General features: G+C 55.7%; 19 protein-coding genes and 1 pseudogene. 18 read left to right on the forward strand and 2 right to left on the reverse strand.

From position 1 onward, the window contains the following. The first annotated feature begins 71 nt into the window (after nt 1-71). On the forward strand, nt 72-692 hold the full coding sequence (locus tag ACI6NM_RS10980; RefSeq protein ID WP_215653756.1) for a DUF6198 family protein: 621 nt from the start codon (nt 72-74) through the stop codon (nt 690-692). A 276-nt stretch (nt 693-968) separates the two neighbouring features. On the opposite strand, the gene ACI6NM_RS10985 is transcribed toward ACI6NM_RS10980, so the two are convergent. Both ACI6NM_RS10985 and ACI6NM_RS10990 read right to left on the reverse strand, forming a co-directional pair. Then, entirely contained in the window at nt 969-1,541 is a 573-nt protein-coding gene (locus ACI6NM_RS10985) for a chromate transporter (RefSeq protein WP_022274071.1), read from the reverse strand. Further along, the gene (locus tag ACI6NM_RS10990; protein WP_022274072.1) at nt 1,538-2,098 is read right to left on the reverse strand and encodes a chromate transporter; all 561 of its coding nucleotides are present in this window, start codon (nt 2,096-2,098) and stop codon (nt 1,538-1,540) included. The genes ACI6NM_RS10985 and ACI6NM_RS10990 overlap by 4 nt, the downstream gene beginning before the upstream one ends. 113 nt (nt 2,099-2,211) lie before the next feature. On the opposite strand from ACI6NM_RS10990, the gene ACI6NM_RS10995 reads away from it, so the two are divergent. From ACI6NM_RS10995 to rpoN, 17 genes and pseudogenes are all read left to right on the forward strand, one after another. Next, the gene (locus ACI6NM_RS10995; protein ID WP_262427713.1) at nt 2,212-3,075 is read left to right on the forward strand and encodes a LysR family transcriptional regulator; all 864 of its coding nucleotides are present in this window, start codon (nt 2,212-2,214) and stop codon (nt 3,073-3,075) included. A gap of 163 nt (nt 3,076-3,238) precedes the next feature. Further along, nucleotides 3,239-4,321: a mannonate dehydratase gene (gene uxuA, locus ACI6NM_RS11000; protein WP_262427714.1), complete on the forward strand. Its 1,083-nt coding sequence runs from the start codon at nt 3,239-3,241 to the stop codon at nt 4,319-4,321. Next, complete coding sequence (locus ACI6NM_RS11005) at nt 4,308-5,942, forward strand: mannitol dehydrogenase family protein (protein WP_262427715.1); 1,635 nt, start codon at nt 4,308-4,310, stop codon at nt 5,940-5,942. Before uxuA ends, ACI6NM_RS11005 begins: the two co-directional genes overlap by 14 nt. A gap of 4 nt (nt 5,943-5,946) precedes the next feature. Next, on the forward strand, nt 5,947-7,377 hold the full coding sequence (uxaC, locus tag ACI6NM_RS11010; RefSeq protein WP_262427716.1) for a glucuronate isomerase: 1,431 nt from the start codon (nt 5,947-5,949) through the stop codon (nt 7,375-7,377). Further along, nucleotides 7,374-8,411, forward strand: a complete 1,038-nt coding sequence (locus ACI6NM_RS11015) for a TRAP transporter substrate-binding protein (protein ID WP_262427717.1) — start codon at nt 7,374-7,376, stop codon at nt 8,409-8,411. The genes uxaC and ACI6NM_RS11015 overlap by 4 nt, the downstream gene beginning before the upstream one ends. A gap of 9 nt (nt 8,412-8,420) precedes the next feature. Then, nucleotides 8,421-8,897: a TRAP transporter small permease gene (locus tag ACI6NM_RS11020; protein ID WP_262427718.1), complete on the forward strand. Its 477-nt coding sequence runs from the start codon at nt 8,421-8,423 to the stop codon at nt 8,895-8,897. 3 nt (nt 8,898-8,900) lie between these two features. Next, a complete protein-coding gene (locus tag ACI6NM_RS11025; protein WP_215653754.1) occupies nt 8,901-10,205 on the forward strand; it encodes a TRAP transporter large permease in 1,305 nt (434 codons plus the stop codon). A gap of 124 nt (nt 10,206-10,329) precedes the next feature. After that, nucleotides 10,330-10,746, forward strand: coding sequence for a hypothetical protein (locus ACI6NM_RS11030; protein ID WP_262427719.1), 417 nt, complete (start codon nt 10,330-10,332; stop codon nt 10,744-10,746). A gap of 13 nt (nt 10,747-10,759) precedes the next feature. Beyond that, nucleotides 10,760-15,940, forward strand: coding sequence for a DUF4132 domain-containing protein (locus ACI6NM_RS11035; protein WP_262427720.1), 5,181 nt, complete (start codon nt 10,760-10,762; stop codon nt 15,938-15,940). Nucleotides 15,941-16,060: 120 nt separating this feature from the next. Further along, the gene (locus ACI6NM_RS11040; protein ID WP_022274083.1) at nt 16,061-17,341 is read left to right on the forward strand and encodes a DUF1576 domain-containing protein; all 1,281 of its coding nucleotides are present in this window, start codon (nt 16,061-16,063) and stop codon (nt 17,339-17,341) included. A gap of 28 nt (nt 17,342-17,369) precedes the next feature. Next, nucleotides 17,370-17,798, forward strand: a pseudogene (locus ACI6NM_RS11045) (VanZ family protein); the annotation flags it as partial. 120 nt (nt 17,799-17,918) lie between these two features. Then, complete coding sequence (locus ACI6NM_RS11050; RefSeq protein WP_252207631.1) at nt 17,919-18,371, forward strand: QueT transporter family protein; 453 nt, start codon at nt 17,919-17,921, stop codon at nt 18,369-18,371. A 144-nt stretch (nt 18,372-18,515) separates the two neighbouring features. After that, on the forward strand, nt 18,516-19,898 hold the full coding sequence (murC, locus tag ACI6NM_RS11055) for a UDP-N-acetylmuramate--L-alanine ligase (protein ID WP_262427721.1): 1,383 nt from the start codon (nt 18,516-18,518) through the stop codon (nt 19,896-19,898). A gap of 270 nt (nt 19,899-20,168) precedes the next feature. Continuing rightward, nucleotides 20,169-21,212 carry a DnaD domain protein gene (locus tag ACI6NM_RS11060; protein WP_215653751.1) on the forward strand — a complete coding sequence of 348 codons (1,044 nt, stop codon included), beginning with the start codon at nt 20,169-20,171 and terminating at the stop codon, nt 21,210-21,212. Continuing rightward, complete coding sequence (locus ACI6NM_RS11065; RefSeq protein WP_215653750.1) at nt 21,199-22,197, forward strand: ATP-binding protein; 999 nt, start codon at nt 21,199-21,201, stop codon at nt 22,195-22,197. Before ACI6NM_RS11060 ends, ACI6NM_RS11065 begins: the two co-directional genes overlap by 14 nt. A 57-nt stretch (nt 22,198-22,254) precedes the next feature. Beyond that, nucleotides 22,255-23,433 carry a ribose-phosphate pyrophosphokinase gene (locus ACI6NM_RS11070; RefSeq protein WP_022274087.1) on the forward strand — a complete coding sequence of 393 codons (1,179 nt, stop codon included), beginning with the start codon at nt 22,255-22,257 and terminating at the stop codon, nt 23,431-23,433. A 19-nt stretch (nt 23,434-23,452) separates the two neighbouring features. Beyond that, the gene (gene rpoN, locus ACI6NM_RS11075; RefSeq protein ID WP_262427722.1) at nt 23,453-24,781 is read left to right on the forward strand and encodes an RNA polymerase factor sigma-54; all 1,329 of its coding nucleotides are present in this window, start codon (nt 23,453-23,455) and stop codon (nt 24,779-24,781) included. Nucleotides 24,782-24,795 lie beyond the last annotated feature (14 nt).

A 24,795-nucleotide genomic window follows, 5' to 3' on the forward strand; every position in this document is an offset into this window, starting at 1 on the left:
GGCCGTCGTGTCGGAAAGGACCAGGCCGGACGGATCACGGCGGACAGAGATCGTTGTAAAGAAAGGATATTATGGTTTCAAAGAAAAAAATTAAGTTAGACAGAAGAAAAATAGCACTGTGTATGATCGGCAGCAGTATCATGGCATTTGGCCTTTATAACGTCCATTCGCTTTCCGGCGTTACGGAGGGCGGGATCCTGGGAATGACGCTGCTGTTAAATTATTGGCTGGACCTTTCTCCGGCCATTACCGGCTTTATTATGAACGCAGCCTGCTATCTGGTGGGCTGGAAGCTTCTGGGCTGGTCGTTTATTCTTTATTCCACCATTGCCGGGTTTACGTTTTCCGCTTCCTATGCGGTGTTCGAGCAGTTCCCGAGACTCTGGCCGGGATTAGCGGATATGCCGCTGACGGCAGCCATCGTGGGAGCGCTGTTCATCGGTATCGGCGCGGGACTCTGCGTGAGGGCCGGCGGAGCCCCCAGCGGCGACGACGCCCTGGCCATGAGTATCTGCCGTGTTACAAAGAGCGATATCCGGATCCCGTACCTGGCCAGCGACCTGCTGGTGCTGGCGCTGTCCTTATCCTATCTGGATCTGAAGCGCATCGCCGTATCCCTTTTAACGGTGGTGCTGTCGGGCCAGCTGATCGGATTCGTTCAGAATGCGCGGGTGCCCCAGGCGGAGGGATAAAGCGGGCAGAGAGAACCACGGCCTGGATATTTTCCCCCAGTACCCAGAACTTTTCAAGTTTGTGGGTGCTGGGGGATTTTTCTGCTCTGGCATCCAAAGTCTTTGTATTTTCTTGATTTTTCATGAAAAAATCCAGGAGATCCGGGCATGGGAGAAAAAGGATACGGATGTGCTCAGAGAGGGAACAGAGAATTATAGATCAGAAACAAAAATCGCTCAGGCCGTGCGGCCGGGGCGATTTTTTGCCTGTTGGCGGGCTTTTTTTCATATCCACATCTACACTGGCAGCCCCAGTCCATAACCGGCGCAGATCCCGATGACGGCTGACAGGCAGATCAGAAGGATCGGATGGACTTTTTTGAAGGCCAGTACGGTCATCAGAAGGAAGATGGCCAGGGAGATGTAAAAGCTCATGCCGCCCAGGACGCCTGTGGAGAAGCCCTGGGGGAAGAAAACGGTCTTTCCAACGGAGAGGACGGCAGTGCCGATGAGGCCGATGACAGCGGGCTTTAGACCAGCCATGCAGCCGCTTACGATCCGGCTGTTCCGGAAGGCCTCAAAGCACCGGGCCACCAAAAGGATGATCAGGAAGGACGGGAGGACCACGCCCAGGGTAGCAAAGATCCCTCCGGGGATCCCGGCCAGCTCCGTTCCCACATAGGTGGAAATATTTACAGCAAAGGGACCGGGGGTGCTTTCGCTGACCGCCACGAAGTTCACAAGGTCAGCGGAGGCCATCCAGCCATGGGATTCCACCTCGGCCTGGATCAGGGGCAGCATGGCGTAGCCGCCGCCGAAGGTGAATGCGCCGATCTTAAAAAATGTCCAGAAAAGCTCCAGATAGATCATGATTCAGCCCTCCTTAAGGAAATGGTGGATGCAAGAAAGCCTGCGGCGGCACAGAGGATCAGTACCAGAAGCACGTTGACGTTCAGGATGGCCGCCAGGATGAAGGAACCGGCCGCAATGGCATAGGAAACCGGATTCTTCGGACACTGGCGGTACATGGACCACAGGGCCTTCAGGATCAGGGCCAGGACTCCGGCGCGGATCCCGAAGAAGGCGTACTGGACCACCTTCATGGACTGGAATTCCCGGAGCACAAAGGCGATGGCTGTGATGACCAGGAAGGACGGGAGGACGACGCCCAGGGTGGCGCAGAGGGCTCCGGTGAAGCCGCAGACCCGGTAGCCCACAAAGGTGGCCGAGTTGACGGCAATGGGGCCGGGAGTAGATTCCGCTATGGCAACGATCTCCAGGATATCCTTGTCAGAGATCCAGCCGTGTTTTTCCACTGTTTCCTTCTGGATCAGCGGGATCATGGCGTAGCCGCCGCCGAAGGTGAATGCGCCGATCCTTAGGAAGGTCAGGAATATTTCCAGAAGAGTTTTGTTTCGATTCTCCATACATATCTCCTTTTCGTTGTGTTCCCTATTGTTATAACGGTTTTCTTGACATAAATCAATATATATATTAAAATAAAATATATAAATATTTATTTATGAAAGGAAGAACCAGTATGACGGTCCGCCATATGTACATTTTTAAGACCGTGTGTGAATGCCAGAGCATTACTGCGGCTGCCGGGAAGCTGAATATGACCCAGCCGGCAGTCAGTGTTGCCATAAAGGAGCTGGAAAGCTTTTACCAGGTGAAGCTGTTTGAGCGTATGAACCGCACCATCTATCTGACGGAGGCGGGAAATACCTTAAGGGAATATGCGGATTCTATCCTGGATCAGTTTGAGGAAGCGGAGGCGGTGCTGCGGGACGGAACCTCCATGGCCAGATGCCGTATGGGAGTCAATGTATCGGTGGGAGAAACGTTTCTCCCAGGGATGCTGAAGCTTTTGGAAGAAAAAATACCTGGGATCCATATGGAGGTGCTGGTGGGGAACACCGTGACCATTGAAGAGAAGCTGAATGAGAATGAGATCGATTTTGCGGTGGTGGATGGGCTGAAGGACCAGACCAGGCGGGTGATCCAGCCCTTATTCCGGGGAGAGATGGCGGCGGTCTGCGCCCCCTCCTACGGCCCCCATGGGCCGGTGACTGTGAAGGAGCTGGCGGGGTACCGGCTGCTCCTGCGGGAAAAGGGAAGCGGGAACCGGGTCTGCATTGATGCCATGTTCGAGTCCCACGGATGCAGCGCCAGGCCGGTGGTGGACAGCATCAGCGATCTAAGTCTTTTAAAGCTGGCGGAGGAGGGCTTCGGCATTACGATCCTCCCCAGGGAGCTGGCGGCGGAGCAGCTCGCCGCTGGGCGGCTTAAGGAGGTGAAGCTGACGGACGATACTCTGGAACGTCAGTATTTTATTGCATATAATAAGAAGAAATACCTGACTGGACGGATGAAAGAGGTACTCCAGGTATTGAAGCTGTAAAAATGGCTCCGGGCTCAGGCCCGGAGCTTTATTCTGTTATAAGAAAGAACGTCCTATAATATAAAAACACTCCGCGGGTCTGTGTGCCTGCACATATTTTCTTTCCCAGGCGGCATACTAATCCCAAAGCATATGAATTTTTCAAAAAGCGAGGTTGTATGGGATGGAAATGACACTGCGGTGGTATGGGACAGGGTTTGATACCGTTACTTTAAAGGAGATCCGCCAGATCCCCGGCGTGACCGGGGTCATCACGACGCTTTACGATACGAAGCCGGGAGAAGTGTGGAGCCGGGAGCGGATCCGGGCGCTGAAACAGGAGGTGGAGGGCGCCGGGCTCCATATTTCCGGGATCGAGAGCGTCAATGTCCATGACGCCATTAAAACAGGGGCTGCAGACAGGGAGGTGTATGTCGGCCGCTATATAGAGACGCTGGAAAATCTGGGCCAGGAGGACATTCATCTGGTGTGCTACAACTTTATGCCAGTGTTTGACTGGACCAGGACGGAGCTGGCCCGGCTGCGCCCTGATGGGTCTACGGTGCTGGCCTACACCCAGGAGGCGGTGGACCGGCTGGACCCGGAGACCATGTTTTCCTCCATTGCCGGGGATATGAACGGCACGGTCCTGCCGGGCTGGGAGCCGGAGCGCATGGCACGGGTAAAGGAGCTGTTTGCCATGTACCAGGGCGTGGATGAGGAACGGCTGTTTGAAAATCTCCGGTATTTTCTGGAGCAGATCATGCCCGTATGCCGGAAATATGACATTCGGATGGCCATTCATCCCGACGACCCTGCCTGGAGCGTGTTCGGGCTGCCGCGGATCATGACCAATAAAGAAAACGTGCTCCGGATCATGGACATGGTGGACGATCCTCATAACGGCGTGGCCTTCTGTACCGGCTCCTTCGGCACCAGCCGCGCCAACGATCTGCCGGACATGATCCGCGCCCTGAAGGGCAGGATCCATTTTGCCCATGTGCGGAACCTTAAGTTCAATTCCCCCACGGATTTTGAGGAGGCGGCTCATCTGTCCTCAGACGGCAGCTTTGATATGTACCAGATCATGAAGGCCCTTTATGATACCGGCTTTTCCGGTCCCATACGGCCGGACCACGGGCGGATGATCTGGGGAGAGGAGGCCATGCCCGGGTACGGGCTTTATGACAGGGCCCTGGGAGCGGCCTATTTAAACGGCCTTTGGGAGGCCATTGAAAAGGGGGAAAAGGTGAATGGAGCTCAATGAGAAAGGTTTAAGAGAGCGGAAGTGGTGGACGGAGCGGGGATATAGGCTGCCGGAGTTTGACCGGAAGGCCGTCCGGGAGGCCACCGGGCGGGAACCGGTCTGGGTCCATTTTGGTGCCGGAAATATTTTCCGGGCATTTCCGGCCAGGGCAGTCCAGGAACTGCTGGACCAGGGGATCATGGACCAGGGGCTTGTGGCCGCCGAGGGCTACGATACGGAGATCCTGGAAAGGGTGAACCGGCCCCACGATGAATATTCGGTCCTGGTCACCTTAAAGGCCGACGGAACGGTGGAGAAGACGGTGGTGGGAAGCATCCTGGCCTCTTACGGCCTGGGCGGGTTAAAGGAGATCTTCACCATGGACTCGCTGCAGATCGCGTCCTTTACCATCACAGAAAAGGGATATGGCGTTTCCGGAGCAGAGGAGGACTTTAAAAACGGGCCGGACCGGGCCAAAACCTATATGGGACAGGTGGCGGGGCTTCTGTACCGGCGGTTCCTTGCGGGGAGAAAGCCCATTGCCATGGTCAGCATGGACAACTGCTCCCACAACGGGGACCGGCTTTTGGAGGCCATGGAGACGTTTGCCGGAAAATGGTGTGAAAACGGGCTGGCAGACCGGGGCTTCCTGGAATATGTGACCGACCGGAGCCGGGTGGCCTTTCCGTGGACCATGATCGATAAGATCACCCCCAGACCAGGGCAGGATGTGCTTAAGATCCTGGAGGAGGACGGATTAACGGGCATGGAGCCTGTGGTGACGGCAAAAAATACGTATGCGGCTCCCTTTGTAAACGCAGAGGAATGTGAGTATCTGGTGATCGAGGATGATTTTCCCAATGGACGTCCGGCGCTGGAAAAGGCCGGTTTTTTATTCACAGACCGGGAAACTGTGGAAAAAGCAGAGAAAATGAAGGTATGTACCTGTCTGAACCCGCTTCACACGGCGCTGGCGGTATTCGGCTGTCTCCTGGGGTATAAGAAGATCTCAGAGGAGATGAAGGACAGGGATCTGGTCTCCCTTTTAAGGCGGATCGGGTATGAGGAGGGGCTGCCGGCTGTCACAGATCCGGGGATCCTGGATCCCAGGGAATTTCTGGATACAGTGCTTACAGTCCGGTTTCCCAACCCGTTCCTGCCGGATTCTCCCCAGCGTATCGCCACAGACACGTCCCAGAAGCTTTCTGTGCGGTTTGGGGAGACCATAAAGACGTATATGGAATCTCCGGATCTGGATATGGACCGTCTCCGGGGTATCCCTCTGGTGCTGGCCGGATGGCTCCGGTACCGGATGGCCGTGGATGATGATGGCAGGCCCATGGAGCTGAGCCCGGATCCCATGGCGGAAAGGCTGGGACGGCAGCTGGAACGGATACAGCTGGGAGGCTGTCTCCAGATGGAGCATATCCGGGAATCGGAGCACGTTCTCCGGCCAGAAGGTGTGCCGGGATCAGAGATCAGGGAAGCCCTCCGGCCGGTCCTGTCGGATGCGGCGATCTTTGGAGTGGATCTTTTTAAGGCCGGACTGGCAGACAGGGTGACAGAGTATTTCACGGAAATGGCAGCGGGGCCGGGCATGGTCAGAGGGACTCTGCACGCCCTGGGGAAAGGGGAGAAGTGAGACCATGAAGCCGTTTATGGATGAAGAATTTCTTTTGGATACGGACGCGGCCAGGCGGCTGTATCATACGTATGCTGAGCCCATGCCCATCGCCGATTACCACTGTCACATAGACGCCAGGGAGATCTTTGAGGACCGGAGATTTGAAAATCTCACCCAGGCGTGGCTGGGCGGGGATCATTATAAGTGGAGGCTGATGCGGGCCGGCGGGGTGCCGGAGGAACTGGTCACCGGAAACGGAGGCGACTGGGAAAAATTCCGGAAATGGGCCAGGGTCCTGGAACTGGCGGCGGGCAGTCCGCTGTACCATTGGAGCCATCTGGAGCTGAGGCGGTATTTCGGGTACGGCGGAGTCCTCAATGAAAGGACAGCAGAAGAGGTCTGGGCGCTGACCCGGGAGAAGCTTAAGGAGTCGTCCATGGGAGCCAGGGGGCTGATCCGCCAGTCGGGAGTGAAGGTTTTATGTACCACTGACGATCCGGCCGATCCTCTGGAATGGCACCGCAGGCTGGCAGAGGATCCGGGCTTTCCTGTACAGGTCCTTCCGGCCTGGAGACCGGACCGGGCCATGAGCCTGGAAAGAACCGATTATCCGGCGTATCTGGAACGGCTGGAAGCCGCCAGCGGACGGAAGATCCATGATTTTTCGTCTCTCCTGGACGCCCTGAGAGTACGCATGGACTTTTTTGCTTCCATGGGCTGTGTGACCGCAGATCACGGCCTTCCATATGTCCCTTATGTGGAGGCGTCCCGGAAAGAGGTGGAAACGATCTTTTCCTGGCGGCTTGCGGGCCGGATGCCGGAAAAGAGGGAGCTGGCGGCGTTCCGGACGGCATTTCTGGCTGTGATGGGCCGGGAATACCATAAAAGGGGCTGGGTGATGCAGCTGCATTTCGGCGTGAAAAGAGACAACAGCAGCCGTCTGTATGCGGGCCTTGGGCCGGATGCCGGCGCAGACTGTATCTTAAGCCCTCTGCGGTCCGGGCCGCTGGCGGATTATCTGAACGCCCTGGACCGGACCGGGGAGCTGCCAAAGACCATCCTTTATTCCCTGAATCCGGCGGACAATGCGGTCATCGGCGCTCTCATTGGCTGCTTTCAGGGAGACGGTATCCTGGGGAAGGTACAGCAGGGAAGTGCCTGGTGGTTCAATGACCACAAGGATGGCATGGAGGCGCAGTTAAAGAGTCTGGCAAGCCTGGGCCTTCTGGGGAGCTTTGTTGGAATGCTGACGGATTCCAGGAGTCTTTTATCCTATCCCCGGCACGAGTATTTCCGGCGGATCCTCTGCGGTATCCTGGGACGCTGGGTGGAGAACGGGGAGTATCCGGCGGACTGGGAGGCCCTTTCCCGGATCGTCCGGGGGATCTCCTATGAAAATGCGGTGCGGTATTTTGGGTTTTCTGTACCGGGAGCGGAGGCAGTGCAGGTATGAAGAAAGAGAAGTCTGCAAAAAGGAGACTTACGATGGGCGCGGTCCTGGCGGCCGGGCTTCTGTCACTTTTAAGTGGCTGCGGGTCCCGGACTGATTCCCGCCGGATCGTCCGTATCGGCCACAACCAGTCGGTGAACCATCCGACCCATCTGGCGCTGACTGCCTTCCAGGAAATGATCGGGGAAAGGCTGGGGGACCGGTTCCGGGTGGAGGTGTATCCCAGCGAGCTCCTGGGCTCCCAGACGGATATGGTACAGCTGACCCAGACCGGGGCCATGGACTTCTGTGTGGCCAGCAACGCCATTCTGGAGACCTTCAGCAAGGATTATGAGCTTTTTAACCTCCCTTACCTGTTCCAGAGCACAGAGGCGTACCATGGGGCCATGGAGGATGAGGAAGTGACGGGGCCTGTTTTTTCAGCCACCAGACAGGCGGGCTTTACAGCGGTGGCCTGGCTGGATGCGGGAACGAGAAATTTTTATACAGTAAAAAAGCCTGTGGAACGGCCGGAGGATCTGCGGGGGCTAAAGATCCGGGTCCAGCAGTCCCCCACCAATATTGAAATGATGCGGCTTCTGGGCGGGTCGGCGACGCCCATGGGCTTCGGGGACGTTTATACGGCCCTTCAGTCCGGCATCATCGATGGGGCAGAAAATAATGAGATGGCCCTGACGGACAATGGCCACGGGGATGTATGCCGGTATTACTCCTATGACATGCACCAGATGGTCCCGGATCTTCTGATCGGGAACTATGGGTTCCTGGAGAGCCTGACAAAAGAGGAAAGAGCCGTATTTGAGGAGGGCTTTGAAGAGCTGGAGCGGGTGCAGCAGGAGGAGTGGGGGAAGGCTGTGGAGGCGGCCAGGGAGAAGGCGGAAAAGGAGCAGAAGGTGACCTTTCTCTATCCGGACCGGGAACCGTTCGCAGCGGCGGTACTGCCGCTCCATGAGATGGTCCTTGAAAGAAATCCCGCCCTCCGGCCTTTATATGAGAGGATCCGGAAATACAATGAAATGTATGCGTCCGGCCAATAGGAGGAGATCATGGAGAAAATGAGAAACGTTCTGGACCACACCCTGGAGATCCTTTCCGGCGTCAGCTTCCTGGCTATGGTGGTCCTTACCTGCTGGCAGGTATTTACCAGGTATCTTTTAAAAAATCCGTCGTCCTGGTCCGAGGAGCTGGTGTCCTATATGTTCGGGTGGATGGCCCTTTTTGGGGCGTCCCTGGTGACTGGTGAAAGAGGGCACATGAATATCCCGCTGCTGATGGAACGGCTGGGGCCGGGGTTGAAAAAGGGACTGGCTGTTTTCTCTGAGACAGTGGCTCTTCTTTTTTCTGTGGTCATTCTTTTTTATGGAGGGATGAAGATCACAGACCTGGCTATGGGACAAATGACTTCATCCCTGGGGCTTCCTGTGGGCTTCTTTTATGCGGTCCTTCCGGTGAGCGGCGTACTTTGTGTGGTGTATACAGGATTGAATCTCTGGGAGATCCTGAAAACAGGAAGGGAGGGCTGATCCATGGCATGGAACGCACTTTGGACGATCTTAGGCGTGATGCTGGTTTTTCTGGCGCTGGGGGTGCCCATTTCCTATTCCATTGGAATTTCTTCCCTGGCGGCCATCCTGGCGACGGTCTCTGCGGATGCGGCGGTGGTGACGGCGGCCCAGAGGATCTTTGTGGGAATGAGCCGGTTCAGCCTTACGGCCATTCCGTTTTTCATCCTGGCCGGGAACCTTATGAACCAGGGAGGGATCGCCGGACGGCTGGTGGACCTTGTGCTGGCAGTCCTTGGAAGACTTCCCGGTTCTCTTCTGGTGGCAAATGTGGGGGCCAACGCCCTGTTCGGGGCTATTTCCGGGTCTGCGTCGGCTGCCGCTGCCGCCGTGGGAAGCATGGTGCGGGACGGAGAAGAGGAGCAGGGCTATGATCCGGCTCTCTGCGCGGCGTCCAACGGGGCGTCTGCGCCATCGGGACTTCTGATCCCGCCGTCCAACGCTCTGATCACGTATTCTCTGGCAGCCGGAGGCGTTTCTGTGTCGGCGCTGTTCCTGGCGGGCTATGTGCCCGGTATTCTGTGGGCCGCCTGCTGTATTGCCGTGGCGGTGGCGGCAGCGGGGAGAAAGGGATACAGGGGAGCCGCCGGGAAATATGACTGGAAGAATCTGGGACGAGCCGCTCTGCGGGCCATTCCCTCCCTCACCCTTATCGTGGTGGTTATCGGAGGCATCATAGCCGGGATCTTCACAGCCACAGAAGGAGCAGCCATTGCCGTATTATACGCCCTGGTCCTGGGGATCTGCTACGGGAATATCACGGTCCGTTCGTTCTGGCGTATCGTTACCGACAGCGCCAGGATGAGCGGTATGGTGGTGTTTCTCATCGGAGTGTCCAATATCCTGGGCTGGGTCATGGCCTTCACACAGATCCCCCAGGCAGTTTCCGCCGCTCTTCTGGGATTTACATCCAGTCCGGCGGCCCTGCTCCTCATTATGAACGCCGTCCTTCTTCTGGCGGGCACCTTCATGGATGTGACCCCGGCCATTCTTATTTTCACCCCGCTGTTTCTTCCGGTGGTGGAGGCCTTTGGTATGCATCCGGTCCAGTTCGGCCTGATCCTGGTCTACAATCTCTGCATTGGAAATATCACGCCTCCTGTGGGGAATACCCTGTTTGTCGCCATAAAGGTGGGAAAGACCTCGCTGTCTGAGGTCATGCCCTATATGCTCTGGTACTACGGAGCCATTCTGTCGGGACTTCTCCTGGTGACATTTGTGCCGGCTGTCTCCCTGGGCCTGCCCTGGCTGACCGGCGTATTAAAATAGAAGAAAAACGCAGGGGGGGAACCAGCGGCACGTTATAAAAATGTAAGAAAATAGAACTGGAGTTCGATGAATGGAGTATGATATAATGGGAACATGATAGGATCACCGGAAGGGGGAGACGTGATTGTATACCATAAAAGTTCGGATGCGGAAGCTGGGGAAAAAGAACCAGGGAGCCGTGGAGCCTGTGGAGTTTCTTCTGGAATCCAGACCGGAAACTGTGAAGGAGCTGGTGGAAGGACTGGTATGCCTGGGGGTGCGCCAGTATAACGAGAGGAAGGATACGGGGCAGATCGTTCCCTGGCTGACCAGTGAGACGATCCAGGAGCAGGCTGTGACGGGAAAGATCTCCTTCGGCCTCAGAGGAGGGAACGATGCGGATGCGGACCAGGCGGTGGAGAATGCGGTCCAGTGTTTTGAAGACGGGATCTACCGGATCTTTGCCGATGACGAGGAACTGACGGAGCTGGGGCAGGCGCTCCCGTGGCACGATGGACTTGTATTTACCTTTGTACGGCTGACGATGCTGGCCGGATGGTAAAGGGAGGGAATGTATGGGAGGATTTACCTACGAAACGAGAAAGAAGCTGACGGAGCAGCGGATCCTGGAGGCGAAGGCGGCAGGAAAGGATCTGACCGGAATGGAGAAGAAGCTGCTTCCAGATCCATATTACTCTGTAAAGACCGAGCCTCTCCAGTGGATGACCAGTCTTCTGGAAAACGGGGAGGCCGGGACATTAAGCGAGATTTACAAGAGGGAGCTGCCGGGCCTGGTGAGGGTCTGCGTCCCGGAGGGCCAGGAAGAGGAGTTTTATTATGCCCTGGACCAGATGAACCAGTTCCAGATGACGGCCGGATGGTACAGAAGGAGTCTGCGGACAAAAGAATATATTCCCTTTGTCCGGCAGAGTGTGAGTCTTTTATGGGCGTATTCCCAGCTTAAATTTTATAAGGCCAGTCTGGCAGAGATCCTGACGGGGAAGACGGATCCGGAGATCTATGACCATGCCAGGACGGAAAGCTGGCCCTATGCCGGGATACTGGCGGCCCAGATCGACCTGGGAAGGGAGGAGACGGTCCGTGCAGTTCGGGAGATCCTGTACGGAGAAAATAATACGGCAATGCTGAGCCACGAAATGATCCGCGGCATCGTCATGAGCAGAGATACCGGGCTTTATAAGGTGCTGGGGGATTTTCTTCTGGCGGCCAGGCTCCAGGAGGGGGCCCGGCAGGCGGTCTGTGAGACCATGGATGCCGGCCGTCCGGAGGCATTCCTTTCCCTGTTCCAGGTGATCGAGGATCATGACCTGATCCGTTTTTCCTCTGTAAAGCGGGCGGTGGGCACCTGGATCGGGATCTTTGATGAGAACAGTGCAGACCGGATCAGCAATAAGCTTCTGCATCTGATGGGAAAGTGCCTGCGGGAGCCGGAGTTCTGTGAGGAGCAGCTCCGCTCAAATGATTCGGTGGCCATCAGCTGCGCCCTCTGGGCCAAAGGCTTTTACGACGCCGGAGCCGGAGTAGAGGCAGTGCTGGAGCTGATAAAGAACGGAACGAAAAACCAGAAGCTGACTGCCTCCTATTTTAACCGCTCCCTGCAGGATCAGAGACTCAGCGCCCGGGCGGCCAGAGAGGTATTTCTTACATATCCGGAGGACCTGGAGCTGATGGCGTGTTATCTTCCAGGTTTTATGGGAAACCTGTATTCCATCATGTCGGACCTGGTCTGGGGAAAGCGGACAGGATGGTTTTCTGTGGAGCGGGAGGAGGCCTCCGAGCCGGAAAAGCTTCCGGTGACTGCGTATGGACTGTTTGAGAACGAAGAGGAAGCCAGGAAGATCTACGGGATCTTTAAGAATGCCATGGAACGCATCCCCAAAAAGGGCCTGGACCTGGATCCGTGCATCTTCCCCTGGTACCGGGTGACCATGAGCCGGTCCGACCTGGCGGCGCGTATGTGTGTGATCGCCTGGATGCTCCAGGATGAAACGTATCTGGATGAGGCGGCGGCTCTGATCCCAGTGGTGGGCCAGGGCCAGGTATATGGGGCCAGCCGTGCCATGACCGCCCGGCTGCTTTTATACAGACCCAGGAGCCGCGCCAGAAGAGATATCCTGTTTGAGCTTCTCCATAACCCGGAGGAATATACGGTGTCCTCAGCCTTCTGTCTGGCAAAGGCCCTGGAGGATCTGGACGACAGGGATTACCGGAAGCTGGAAGCGAATCTGAAATATAAAAAGGGCCGCACGGAGACCCTTTCCCTGCTGCGCCGCCAGAGTCCGGAAAAGCTCCGGGAATGTGTGGCCAGGCTCCTGGGAGAAAAATCCGAGGAGTGCCATATGGGGGCCCTGGATCTGGCTCTGGGTATGAAGAAGGATGCTCCGGAGGCGTTTGAAGCCCTGCGTCCGGCCCTTGCGGCCTTCCAGAACCCCACGGGAAGGGAGCAGGTGCTCCTGGCCCAGCTGACCGGAAAGGACGGGGATGGAGAAGATATCCTGAAAAAACCAGGCTATGGCTTTTATGATACGAAAAAGGAGTTTGTCCTTCCGGAAATAAAGACGGATATCAAAAAGGCACCGGAGCTGTTTTCATACGGGGAAAAGGAATGCATCCGGGTGCTCAAGGCTTTAAACAGCCTTGTGGAAGCCAATCAGTTTAAGGAGTATACGACAGTCTGGGGAGAGGAAAAGACCCTGGGAGCAGAGCTTGGAAGATGCCGGTGGAGGAATGCGGAGGATCCTGAAATGGGGCCGTTGGACGAGTATCCCTTCCGGGAAATGTGGGAGGAGTTTTACAGAAAAGAGATCCGGTCCACAAGGCTTCTGACGGAGCTGTACCTGTATCAGGCCTGCCGCCAGCGGAAGGGAGATTACCGGAAAAATACGGAGCTCTACAAAAAGGTGTTTGGAAAGGGGCTTTTAAAAAAGCCGCCGTTTACGGAGCTGGTGGAAGGCCTCCGGTTCGGAGCCCAGGCAAGGACGGTCATCGACTGCCTGTTTTTCCAATATGTGCCACGGGAAGAGCTGGTATCGTCGGCGCTGCCCGCTGTTGGAAAGCTGGTTTCTGTTTTAAATGATGAAAATGAGAGCTATGAGGTACAGGAAAGCCGTTGGAATGGTGAAGTGGAACGTGTCTGGAAGCGCTCGGCCGATCTTCCGGTCTTTGCAGAGCTGATCTCCTGGCTGGGGATGGCCGGAGAAGAGGACTGGGGAACTGCGTTTGCCCTGCGGTTCCAGCTAAAGGCCCGGTATGATAAGAGGAGCGGAGACCGGGCTCTGGCCGGATACCAGAGCAGGAAAAATTCCTTCCTGGAGCTTTCGGACCTGGTCCAGTGCTATGTAAGAGGGATCTGGGACAAGGATCTGTTTTATAAGGCAGTGTTTGAATTCCTGGGGATCGGAAGCCTGCTCTCTCCCATCAGCCTCGTGGAACAGAAAGGCGCAGTGGCAGGACGGGACGCCAGGCCCGGGGATCTGGATCGGTTTTTTGGCCGGGGAAAAATAAGACCGGAGGACGGGAAATACCGTTTTGATACCATTGGAGAGGAAATGCCGGAAATGACCCTGGCCCATACGCTTTATAAAGAGATCATCCCGGCAGTGCTCCAGGTGGAGTTAAAGCGGGGAGAACAGGAGACTCCCTTTTCCAGCTCCATAGGAAGCATCCGTGTGGTTTACGGGATCCCGGTGCTGGTGCAGATCTTAACGGCCCTGGGGAAGGATACGCTGGAGCGGAGCCAGTATTCCTATTATTCAGGCGGGTCCAGCCGCCGTTCTGTCCTGAGCCATCTTCTGAAGGTCTGCCGGCCGGCGCCGGAAGAAACGGCAGCAGATCTGGGCCGTGCGCTCCAGGGGACCGACATCACAAAAAAGCGTCTTGTGGAGATGGCCATGTATGCAGAGCAGTGGATCCCCATGGTGGAGGAATATTTAAACCTTCCGGGCTTTAAGAGCGGCTGCTATTATTTTATGGCCCATACCAGTGAATGGATGGATGAGTACGCCAGGTCTGTGATCGCCAGATATACGCCCTTATCTCCGGAAGAGCTGCGCGACGGAGCCTTTGATATCCACTGGTTTTTTGAGGCGTATGAAAAGCTGGGCGAGGAGAATTTTAAGCTGCTTTATGATGCGGCCAAATATTCCTCCTCCGGAACGGCCCATGGCCGTGCCAGAAAGTATGCGGATGCAGCCCTGGGAAATACCAGGTATGAGGCTCTGGTCCAGGAGATCCGTGAGAAAAGAAATAAGGACCTGCTGATGAGCCTGGGGCTCCTGCCGCTTCCCCAGGACCGGGCGGAGAAGGATAAGATCCTTTTTGAACGCTACCGCTTTATCCAGGAGTTTAAAAAGGAAAGCCGCCGGTTTGGCGCCCAGAGGCGTGCCAGCGAAGGCAGGGCGGCAGAGCTGGCTCTGCGGAATTTAAGCTCTAACGCCGGATTTTCGGATGTGACCCGCCTGGTGCTGCGTATGGAGGCCCATCTTGCAGGGGAATCCAGGGCGCTGTTTGAAGGAGACGTGCTGGAGGATGGAACAAAGATCCGCCTTTTTGTGGATGAGGACGGGAAGAGCTCCATTGTCTGCGAAAAGGGAGGAAAGACATTAAAGTCTGTGCCCTCCAGATTTAAAAAGAATGAGACAGTCCTGCGGTATCAGGAGGTCCATAAGCAGCTGAAGGACCAGTACAGCCGCACCAGGCAGATGATGGAGCAGGCCATGGAGGACCGGACGGTCTTTGAAGCCTGGGAGCTTCTGGAACTTCAGGAAAACCCGGTGGCAGGTCCCATTGTGACGCCTCTGGTACTTCTGAGAGCGGACCAGGCGGACAGGGAACCTGGGCTTTCCGGGGAGCAGCAGGAGGCGGCGCTGGGACTTCTGACCAGAGAAGGCCTGGTGGACTGGACAGGAACCATTACCCCGGTACAGGAGGACACAGGATTTCTCATTGCCCATCCCTGGGATCTTTATGAGAAGGGCTGCTGGCACCAGTACCAGAGGCTGTTATTTGAAAAACAGATCCGCCAGCCCTTTAAGCAGGTATTCCGGGAGCTGTATGTGAAGCTGGAGGAGGAACTGGAAAAGACAGAATCAGCCATGTTTGCGGGAAATCAGATCCAGCCGAAGAAAACGGCGGGGACCCTGCGGACCAGACGCTGGGTGGCCGATTATGAGGACGGTCTCCAGAAGGTCTATTACAGGGAAAATATCGTGGCCCGTATCTATGCCATGGCCGATTGGTTTTCTCCCAGTGATATTGAGGCTCCGACTCTGGAAGCTGTGGTATTTTATGACAGAAAGAGCATGAAGCCTCTGAGGATACGGGAGATTCCCGACGTCATATACAGTGAAGTGATGCGGGATGTGGATCTGGCTGTCAGCACGGCCCATGCGGGAGGCGTGGATCCGGAGACCAGCCGGTCCACGGTGGAGATGCGCAGCGCCATCATCCAGTGCAGCCTGGAGCTGTTCAGGCTGAAAAATGTCCGTCTGGAAAAGACCCATGCGTTCATCGACGGAAAGCTGGGGCAGTATACGGTCCATCTGGGCAGCGGAGTTGTCCATCAGATGGGAAATGCCATGGTATTTGTGGTGCCCGTCCACTCCCAGCACCGGGGACGGATCTTCCTTCCCTTTGTGGACGACGATCCGAAGACGGCGGAGATCCTGTCAAAGATCCTGCTGTTTGCAGAAGACGACCGGATCAAGGATCCCGGGATCCTGTCCCAGATCCGCTGACCGGAAGGCAGCTTCTGGCTGTCCTGTTCGTATTTTTCCTGGAAATTTTGCCCCCGCTGTTTACAGTGGGGGCGTTTTTATAGTAAAATAAACGGGAAATACAAAGAAAAAGGAGAATGTATGGGCAGAAACAGGATATATATACGTGCAGAAAAATTTGGTCTTCTGGCGCTGATCCCGCTGTATTTTATTGTGGTGGGACTGATGATCCAGCCTCTCTCGGACATCATACCAGGACTCTGGCGGATCATAAAAGAGCCGGATTTCCTGATCACCGATTATTTCCTCGTCGGGGGGATCGGAGCGGCGTTCATCAATGCGGGTATTCTTACCCTGGCTGCCATCGGAACTATCTATTTCCTGGGAATGGAGATGGACGGCCATACGATCACATCCAGCTGTCTGATGTTCGGATTTTCCCTGTTTGGAAAGAATCTGATGAATATATGGGCGATCTTACTGGGGGTGTATCTGTATTCCAAATACCATAAGACCCATATGTCCAGATATATTTACATCGGATTTTACGGTACCAGTCTGTCCCCGATCATTACCCAGATCATGTATATCACAGAGCTTCCATACCTGGCCAGGCTGCCATTAAGCATCCTGGTGGGGATCGCCATCGGCTTTGTGCTGCCGCCTCTGGCTACCCATGTCCACTATGCCCATAAGGGCTATTCTCTTTATAATGTAGGCTTTGCCTCCGGTATCATCGCCACAGTGGTGGTTTCGGTGATGAAATCCTTTGGAGTAACGACGGAATCCCGGCTCATCTGGTCCACGGGAAACAACCGGCTCTTTCTCTTTGTGCTCTGCGGCCTGTTCCTGTCCATGATGGGAGGAGCCCTGGTCCTTGGGGGAAAAGAGGTATTTGCCGCCTATGGCCGGATCCTGAAGACCACGGGAATTTCCGGCACCGATTATCTGAAAAGCGAGGGCGGGCCGGCGACCACCTTCAATATGGGGCTGTGCGGCCTGTTCGCCACCCTGTTCGTGGCGGCCGTGGGAGGAGATCTGAACGGCCCCACCATTGGCGGGATCTTTACCATCGTGGGCTTCTGCTCCACGGGAAAGCATCTGAGAAATATTGCCCCCATTATGTTTGGAGTGGTCCTGGGCGGTTTCACCAAGCACTGGCATGTGAACCAGCCGTCTCCTCTGCTGGCGCTTTTATTCTCCACGACCCTGGCTCCCGTAGCCGGGGAATTTGGCTGGATCGTGGGGATCCTGGCCGGCTTCCTCCACTCATCGGTGGCTTTAAATGTGGGCATCGTCTACGGAGGAATGAACCTGTATAACAACGGCTTTGCCGGAGGGATCGTGGCGATCTTTATGGTTCCGGTGATCCATTCCATTGAGGACCGGAGAGCCAGGGCCCGGGGTGAGATCTCCCTGTAAAATGTTTTAGAAAGAGAGTATGCGTATTATGAAAAAATATCTGGCATGGATCCCGGCGCTGGTGATCATGACAGCCATTTTCTGGTTTTCGGCCCAGCCGGCGGACGTGTCCACGGAAATGAGCGACAGCGTTACCAGAGCGCTTTTGTGGACGGCGGAGGCTGTGGGGCTTACGGACCGGCTGTCGCCGGAGCAGGTCCATGATCTGTGCGGTCTCCTGGCCACACCTGTGAGGAAGACTGCCCATATTACGGAATTTGCGGTGCTCCATCTGACTGTTTTATTCGCCCTGTTCCAGTGGGAGCTTCCCTGGAAGAAATGGCTGAAGGCCGCCCTGGCAGTGACCGTGGCTTATGCCTGCACCGATGAGCTTCACCAGCTCTTTGTACCGGGCCGGGCGGGAATGGTCACAGACGTTCTGATCGACAGTACGGGAGCGGCCCTTATTACGGGGCTTTTATGGATCGTCGGAAGACGGCGGGAAGGAACGTCTGGGGAAGACGGAACGGTCTGGGCGGCAGGGAGGCCGGAGGACAGGAGCCGCCGGTTCCCGGGGCCGGACAGCCGCGTAAAGCAGATGGTCCAGGGAGCGGCCATCGCCGCGGTCTATGTGGTCCTGACCATGGCCTTCCGCCCCATCAGCTTCGGGCCGGTCCAGTTCCGCATCTCTGAGGCCCTGTGCGTCCTTCCATACTTTACCCCGGCGGCGGTGCCCGGGGTATTTTTGGGCTGCCTGATCTCCAATCTCCTGGGCGGGGCCGCAGCCCTGGACGTGGTATTCGGGAGTCTTGCAACGCTGATGGGAGCCGTGGGCTCCCGGCTTTTCAGAAAAAACCGGTATCTGGTCTCCCTTCCCCCCATTGCAGCCAATACGCTGATCATTCCGTGGGTATTAAAATACGCCTATGGCTCTGGGGACATGGTATGGTTCATGATGATCACCGTGGGTGCCGGGGAGATCCTGGCCGTTGGGATCCTGGGCCAGCTTCTTCTGGGGGCGCTGGAACCATACCGGGAGGAGCTGTTTTAGCGCCAAGAGGCATCCGCCCCGGGAGAGCGGCGGTTCCTGGCGGCAGAAGCGGCCTGAAGAGCGGGGATCCAGGGCCTGGATCCTATGGATTTTCTGCTTTTTATGTGCTATGATAAAGGTGAATATACCGAGAGGAGCAGATACATGTATCATATAGATTTTGAACGTCCCTGCCATGTGCATTTTATCGGCATTGGCGGGATCAGTATGAGCGGTCTGGCGGAGATCCTGCTGGAAAGGGGATTTACCGTATCCGGTTCCGACGCCAGGGAGTCGGAGCTCACAAAGAAGCTGGAGGCCCACGGAGCAAAGCTCTTTTACGGACAGAAAGCGGAGAATATTATGGAAGGGACCGACGTGGTGGTCTATACGGCCGCAGTCCATCCCGACAACCCGGAATATGCAGCCGCAGCGGGACGGTCCATCCCGATCCTTACCCGGGCGGAGCTTCTGGGCCAGATCATGAGAAATTATAACCAGTCGGTGGCTGTGGCGGGAACCCATGGAAAGACCACCACCACCTCCATGCTGACGGAGATCCTGATGGAGGCACGGAAGGACCCCACCATTTCCGTAGGGGGGATGCTGGACGCCATCGGCGGCAATATCCGTGTGGGCGGCCCGGAGATGTTCGTGACCGAGGCCTGTGAATATACCAACAGCTTCCTGTCCTTTTTTCCCACCATGGAGATCATTCTGAACATCGAGGCGGACCATCTGGATTTCTTTAAGGATATCGACGATATCCGGAACTCCTTCAGGCGGTTTGCAGGGCTTCTGCCGGAGGATGGCATCCTGATCATAAACAGCGATATCCGGGAATATGAGGAGATCTGTAAAGGACTTCCGTGCCGGGTGATCACTGTGGGAAGCGATCCGGTAAGGAGCAGGTACAGCGCGGCCCATGTGGCCTTTGACGAAAGCGCCTGCGCGTCCTATGAGCTTCTGGAGAACGGGAAGAAGGTCTGCACGGTCGTCTTAGGCGTGCCGGGAATGCACAATGTGTATAACTCCCTGGCAGCCTTTGCCGCAGCCCGGGAGCTGGGCGTGGACGATGGGGATATCTGCGCCGGCCTTCTGGCTTACCGGGGCACCCACCGCCGGTTTGAGAAAAAGGGCGTATTGAACGGCGTGACCATCATCGACGATTACGCCCATCATCCCCAGGAGATCGCAGCCACCCTTTCCACGGCGGAGAATTATCCTCACCGGGAGCTGTGGTGCGTGTTCCAGCCCCATACGTATACCAGGACCAGGGCTCTGATGGACGATTTTGCCGAAGCCCTTTCTGCCGCGGATCATGTGGTCCTGGCAGACATTTATGCGGCCAGAGAGACCGATACCCTGGGGATCAGCTCCTCCATGCTGGCGGAAAAGATCGCCAGTCTTGGAACAGATGCCTGGTATTTCCCCAGCTTTTCAGAAATTGAAGAATTTCTTCTGGAAAAATGTGGATCCGGCGACCTGTTGATAACTATGGGGGCCGGAGATATAGTAAAAGTGGGGGAAAATCTCCTTAAGAAGTAAGTTATCCACAATATCCACAGAGTTTTCAACAGTTAGCCGAAGAAAACCCTGTGGATTTTTTTATTTACATAACTGGTAAGAGACAAATGTGGAAAAGTTAGGAAATACAAGGGATACGACAATTTTCGTGGAAATTCCCCAGGATTATGCCGCAGGCTTATCCACGTTATCCACAATATCCACAATCCGGATTGTGGATGATTCCGCCTATTTCCTTTTGGGTGGAGCTGTGTTATGATGGAAACAGGAAAGTTGTGAGGGTGAAGGATCATGAATTTAGGGTTGAAAAACAAAATGGCATTCCAGGGGACTGTGGTATCCAATGCATTTATCGACACATATATGACGGCGGCCAATGGGGAATATGTGAAGGTATTCCTTTACCTGCTGCGCCATGAGGGGGAGGAGGTCACCGTGTCTGCCATTGCCGACGCCCTGGACCATACAGAGGCGGACGTGAAGCGTGCCCTGGCCTATTGGGAGGAAGCCGGCCTTCTGGAGCGGGAGGGAGACGGAGGCCGTCCGGAGTCCCGCCAGAGCGCGGAAAAGGAAGCGGCGGCGGCCAGGGATGTGGAGATCCCCGAGGAGGGAAACAGCTGCGACCGTATGGAGCGCCTTTCCGGGGATGAGGAGTTTACAGCCCTTTTATACGCGGTCCAGCAGTATCTGGGCAAGACCTTTACCCAGATCGAATGTGAAAAGTTTGCTTTTTTTTACGACGGCCTTAAGATGTCCGGGGATCTTCTGGAGTATCTGGCGGAGTACTGTGCCGGAGGCGGCCATTCCAGCATCCGGTATATTGAGAAGGTGGCCTTAAACTGGTATCAGATGGGGATCCATACCAGGGAGGAGGCCAGGGATTACACCATGCGGTATTCCCGGGACACATCGGCAGTAATGAAGGCCTTCGGGATCACAGGGCGGAGCCCGGCCACGGCGGAGACAGAATTTATGAAGCGGTGGTTTAAGGAGTTTGGCTTTGACTGTAAGCTGGTGACAGAGGCCTGCGGAAGGACCATAAAGGCCACAGGAACGGCCAGCTTTCCCTATGCCGACAAGATCCTCACTGGCTGGAAGGAAGCCGGGGTAAAGACCCTGGGGGACGTGGAGGAGCTGGACCGGAGGCGGCAGGCGTCGAAACGACAGGACCGGCGGGAGCCGGGAAACGGCAGAGGCCAGGAGACGGGAAGAAAGCCCGCCGGTTCCAACCGGTTTAAGAACTTTGAGGAACGGACCTATAATTATGAGGATTATGTATGGGAAGATATGAGAAGGAGACAGCAGAAGGGAGGAAGAATGGATGGCACTGAGTAATTCCCAGTTTGACGCCATCATGCGGGTGTACAACCAGCGCCAGTTTTTAAATAAGCGCCGTCAGGATGAGCGGATCCGGGAGGTGTATGAAAGGATCCCCCAGGTGGAGGCGCTGACGGATGAGATCGCCGCCGCCATGGCCCAGGCGGCCAGGAGAAAGCTTCAGGGGGACGAGGACGGGGCCAGGGCCTTCAAAGAGGAAGCCTCTCTTTTGAAGGAGCAGAAGAGAAAATACCTGCAGCGGGCGGGCTATCCGGACGACTATATGGAAATGCAGTACCACTGCCCCTGCTGCCGGGACACAGGCTTTGCAGACGGAAAAAAATGCCGCTGCTTCCGCCAGATGGAGATCCAGGTCCTTTATGACCAGTCCAATATCCGGGAAGTGCTGGAACGGGAGAATTTCGATACCCTTTCCATGGAATACTATGACAGGGAGCGGATCGACGGCCGGGTGGGAATGACGGTGTACGATTACATGTCCATGGTCATCGGCGAGTGCAAAGCCTATGTGGAAAACTTTGGCCGGGAAAAGGGAAGTATCCTGTTCACCGGGAGCACTGGCTGCGGAAAGACCTTCCTCAGCAACTGCATTGCCCGGGAGCTTTTAAGACAGTGCTATTCGGTGGTGTACCTGACGGCCACAGACATGTTCGATATCCTGTCGGAAAGCCGCTTCGGCGGCCGGGACGGGGAGGAGGTAAGGGACCGGGCGGCCTATATCCTGGACTGTGACCTTCTGATCATTGACGACCTGGGGACGGAGCTCATCAATACCTTTACGGCCTCCCAGCTCTTTTACTGCATCAACGAGCGGCTTACAAAAAAGCTGGGCACCATTATCTCCACCAACCTGGCCTTAAGCCGGATGCAGGACGAATTTACGGAACGGGTCACCTCCCGGATCATGAGCCAGTACAAGGTCCTGCCCCTTCTGGGCGAGGATCTCAGGCTTCTGCGGCGCGGTTATGGGAAACAAGGTTGACGAAACGGCGGATTTTGTTATAAAATGTAGTTCAGCGCAGAAAAATGGAGGAAAAATATGCTTTACGAAGAAAAACAGATAGAGACGATCCCGGTGGGCCCTCTGGGGCTGATCCCCTTAAAGAGCTGTGAGACCCTGGGAAAAAAGGTAGACGCCTGGCTGACCGGGTGGAGGAACGAGCGGGAAAGCGAGCATAAGTCCACCATCGCGTTTGCAGGCTACCAGAGGGATTCCTATATTGTCGGGGCCAGGACTCCCAGGTTCGGATCCGGCGAGGGCAAGGGCGAGATCCTGGAATCCGTCCGCGGCGACGATCTTTATATCCTGGTGGACGTGTGTAATTACAGCCTGACGTATTCCTTAAGCGGGATCCAGAACCATATGTCCCCGGATGATCATTATCAGGACCTGAAGCGTGTGATCGCCTCTGTGGGCGGAAAGGCGAGACGGATCAACGTGATCATGCCGTTCCTTTATGAGAGCCGCCAGCATCGGAGGACGGGCCGCGAATCCTTAGACTGTGCCCTGGCGCTCCAGGAGCTGACCAGCATGGGCGTGGAGAATATCATTACCTTTGATGCCCACGATCCCCGGGTGCAGAATGCGATCCCCTTAAAGGGCTTTGAGACGGTGCAGCCCATTTACCAGTTCATCAAGCATCTGTTAAAGCATGAAAAGGACCTGCAGATCGACAGCGACCACATGATGGTCATCAGCCCCGACGAGGGAGGAATGGGACGGGCTGTGTTCTTTGCCAACGTGCTGGGACTGGATCTGGGCATGTTCTATAAGCGCCGCGATTACACAAAGATCATCAACGGCCGCAATCCCATCGTGGCCCATGAATTTTTAGGGGCCAGCGTGGAAGGAAAAGATGTGATCATCATTGACGATATGATCTCTTCCGGCGAGAGCATGCTGGACACAGCTAAGGAGCTGAAGCGGAGAAAGGCCAGAAAGGTTTTTATCTGCACCACCTTCGGACTTTTTACCAACGGCCTTAAGAAATTCGACGAATATTATGAAAACGGCGTCATCGACCGGGTGCTGACCACCAATCTGATCTATCAGACGCCGGAGCTTTTATCGAAGCCATATTATATCGATGTGGATATGAGCAAATATATCGCTCTCATTATTGACAACTTAAACCATGACTCCTCTTTGAGCGAGCTTTTAAATCCCACAAAGAGGATCAACCGGCTTCTGGAACGGTACCGGGCCGGGGAAAGATAAGACAGGAGAGAGGGTTACATTGGAGATCAAAACAGATATATCTTTGCAGACGAAACAGGTTTTATCCCAGGTACAGATGCAGTCCTTAAATATTCTCAGCATGTCCATGACGGAGCTGGAGGAATTTTTACAGAATGAGGAGATCGAAAATCCTCTGGTGGAATATTCCTCCGGCCGCCAGGAGGGGGAGCTGCCGGTGGCTTACCGGGAGTACGACCGGTTTTATAACGGCGCGTCCAGGGAAGGAGATTCCCGTGGGGGGATCTATGAGGCCGACGATACGGAGCAGTCGGTGGAGCATATGATCATGATGCAGCTCCCCTGGAAGACGCTCACGGAGGAGCAGCACAGGATCGTGAAGTTCTGCATCCATTCCCTGGACCAGAACGGGTATCTCACGGTCCCGCCGTCAGAGATCGCAGAGGCTCTTAAAGCGGAGGTTTCTGAGGTGGAGTACATCGTTTCCAGGCTGAAGGAGCTGGAGCCGGTGGGGATCTTTGCCTCAAGTCTGGAAGAGTGTCTGGTCCTCCAGGTGCTGGGAATGGAGCAGGAGGCCGCTCTCTGCACCATTATCCGGAACCATCTGCAGGATGTGGCCGACGGAAAGGTCAGTACCATTTCCAGAAGACTGAAGCTTTCCTCTGTGGAGGTGCGGAAGCTGATCCATGTGATCCGGAACCTGAATCCCAGGCCTTTAAACGGCTACGGGGGCGACCGGGCCCAGTATGTGTTCCCGGATATCATTTTGAACTATCAGGACGGCCAGTGGACCGTGAGCCTCAATGATAAGTGGGCCGGGAATATCAGCATCAATGAGTTCTATGTACATATGATGGAGACGGCCCAGGACGAGGAGTTAAAGAATTACTTTGAGGAGAAGCTGAAGCGGGCCAGGTTCATCATGAACGCCGTGGAGCAGCGCAGAAGGACCCTGGAGGGGATCACGGAAGGGATCCTAAAGCGCCAGGCCGGGTATTTCCTGGGAAAGGAGCCATTAAAGCCCATGACCTTAGAGGAGATCGCCGCCGAGCGGGAGATCCACAAATCCACCGTCAGCCGGGCGATCCGGGACAAATACATCCTGACCCCCGCAGGCTGTCTGCTGATCCGGGATCTTTTTACCACCGGGATCTCCGGCGGAGGGAAGACCGGGGAGGATGTGAGCCGCAATACGGTGAAGTCCCGTCTGAAGGCCCTGGTGGACCAGGAGGACAAGAAGCACCCGTGCAGCGACGAACAGCTGGCAAAGCTCCTGGAAGCCGAGGGAATGGCCATTTCCAGGCGTACTGTGGCCAAATACAGGATGGAGCTGGGGATCGGAGGCGCGTTTTCACGCCGGGAAGAATAAAGAAACGGGAGGCA

It is taken from the genome of Pilosibacter sp. YYHA0881 (assembly GCF_051602715.1).
GTDB lineage: Bacteria > Bacillota > Clostridia > Lachnospirales > Lachnospiraceae > Alitiscatomonas > Alitiscatomonas aceti.

Excerpts from the sequence above, each read along its gene's own strand:
- ACI6NM_RS10980 (WP_215653756.1), top strand. The coding sequence starts at position 72 with ATGGTTTCAAAGAAAAAAATTAAGTTAGACAGAAGAAAAATAGCACTG.
- ACI6NM_RS10985 (WP_022274071.1), bottom strand. The coding sequence starts at position 1,541 with ATGATCTATCTGGAGCTTTTCTGGACATTTTTTAAGATCGGCGCATTC.
- ACI6NM_RS10990 (WP_022274072.1), bottom strand. The coding sequence starts at position 2,098 with ATGGAGAATCGAAACAAAACTCTTCTGGAAATATTCCTGACCTTCCTA.
- ACI6NM_RS10995 (WP_262427713.1), top strand. The coding sequence starts at position 2,212 with ATGACGGTCCGCCATATGTACATTTTTAAGACCGTGTGTGAATGCCAG.
- uxuA (WP_262427714.1), top strand. The coding sequence starts at position 3,239 with ATGGAAATGACACTGCGGTGGTATGGGACAGGGTTTGATACCGTTACT.
- ACI6NM_RS11005 (WP_262427715.1), top strand. The coding sequence starts at position 4,308 with ATGGAGCTCAATGAGAAAGGTTTAAGAGAGCGGAAGTGGTGGACGGAG.
- uxaC (WP_262427716.1), top strand. The coding sequence starts at position 5,947 with ATGAAGCCGTTTATGGATGAAGAATTTCTTTTGGATACGGACGCGGCC.
- ACI6NM_RS11015 (WP_262427717.1), top strand. The coding sequence starts at position 7,374 with ATGAAGAAAGAGAAGTCTGCAAAAAGGAGACTTACGATGGGCGCGGTC.
- ACI6NM_RS11020 (WP_262427718.1), top strand. The coding sequence starts at position 8,421 with ATGGAGAAAATGAGAAACGTTCTGGACCACACCCTGGAGATCCTTTCC.
- ACI6NM_RS11025 (WP_215653754.1), top strand. The coding sequence starts at position 8,901 with ATGGCATGGAACGCACTTTGGACGATCTTAGGCGTGATGCTGGTTTTT.
- ACI6NM_RS11035 (WP_262427720.1), top strand. The coding sequence starts at position 10,760 with ATGGGAGGATTTACCTACGAAACGAGAAAGAAGCTGACGGAGCAGCGG.
- ACI6NM_RS11040 (WP_022274083.1), top strand. The coding sequence starts at position 16,061 with ATGGGCAGAAACAGGATATATATACGTGCAGAAAAATTTGGTCTTCTG.
- ACI6NM_RS11050 (WP_252207631.1), top strand. The coding sequence starts at position 17,919 with ATGGTCCAGGGAGCGGCCATCGCCGCGGTCTATGTGGTCCTGACCATG.
- murC (WP_262427721.1), top strand. The coding sequence starts at position 18,516 with ATGTATCATATAGATTTTGAACGTCCCTGCCATGTGCATTTTATCGGC.
- ACI6NM_RS11060 (WP_215653751.1), top strand. The coding sequence starts at position 20,169 with ATGAATTTAGGGTTGAAAAACAAAATGGCATTCCAGGGGACTGTGGTA.
- ACI6NM_RS11065 (WP_215653750.1), top strand. The coding sequence starts at position 21,199 with ATGGCACTGAGTAATTCCCAGTTTGACGCCATCATGCGGGTGTACAAC.
- ACI6NM_RS11070 (WP_022274087.1), top strand. The coding sequence starts at position 22,255 with ATGCTTTACGAAGAAAAACAGATAGAGACGATCCCGGTGGGCCCTCTG.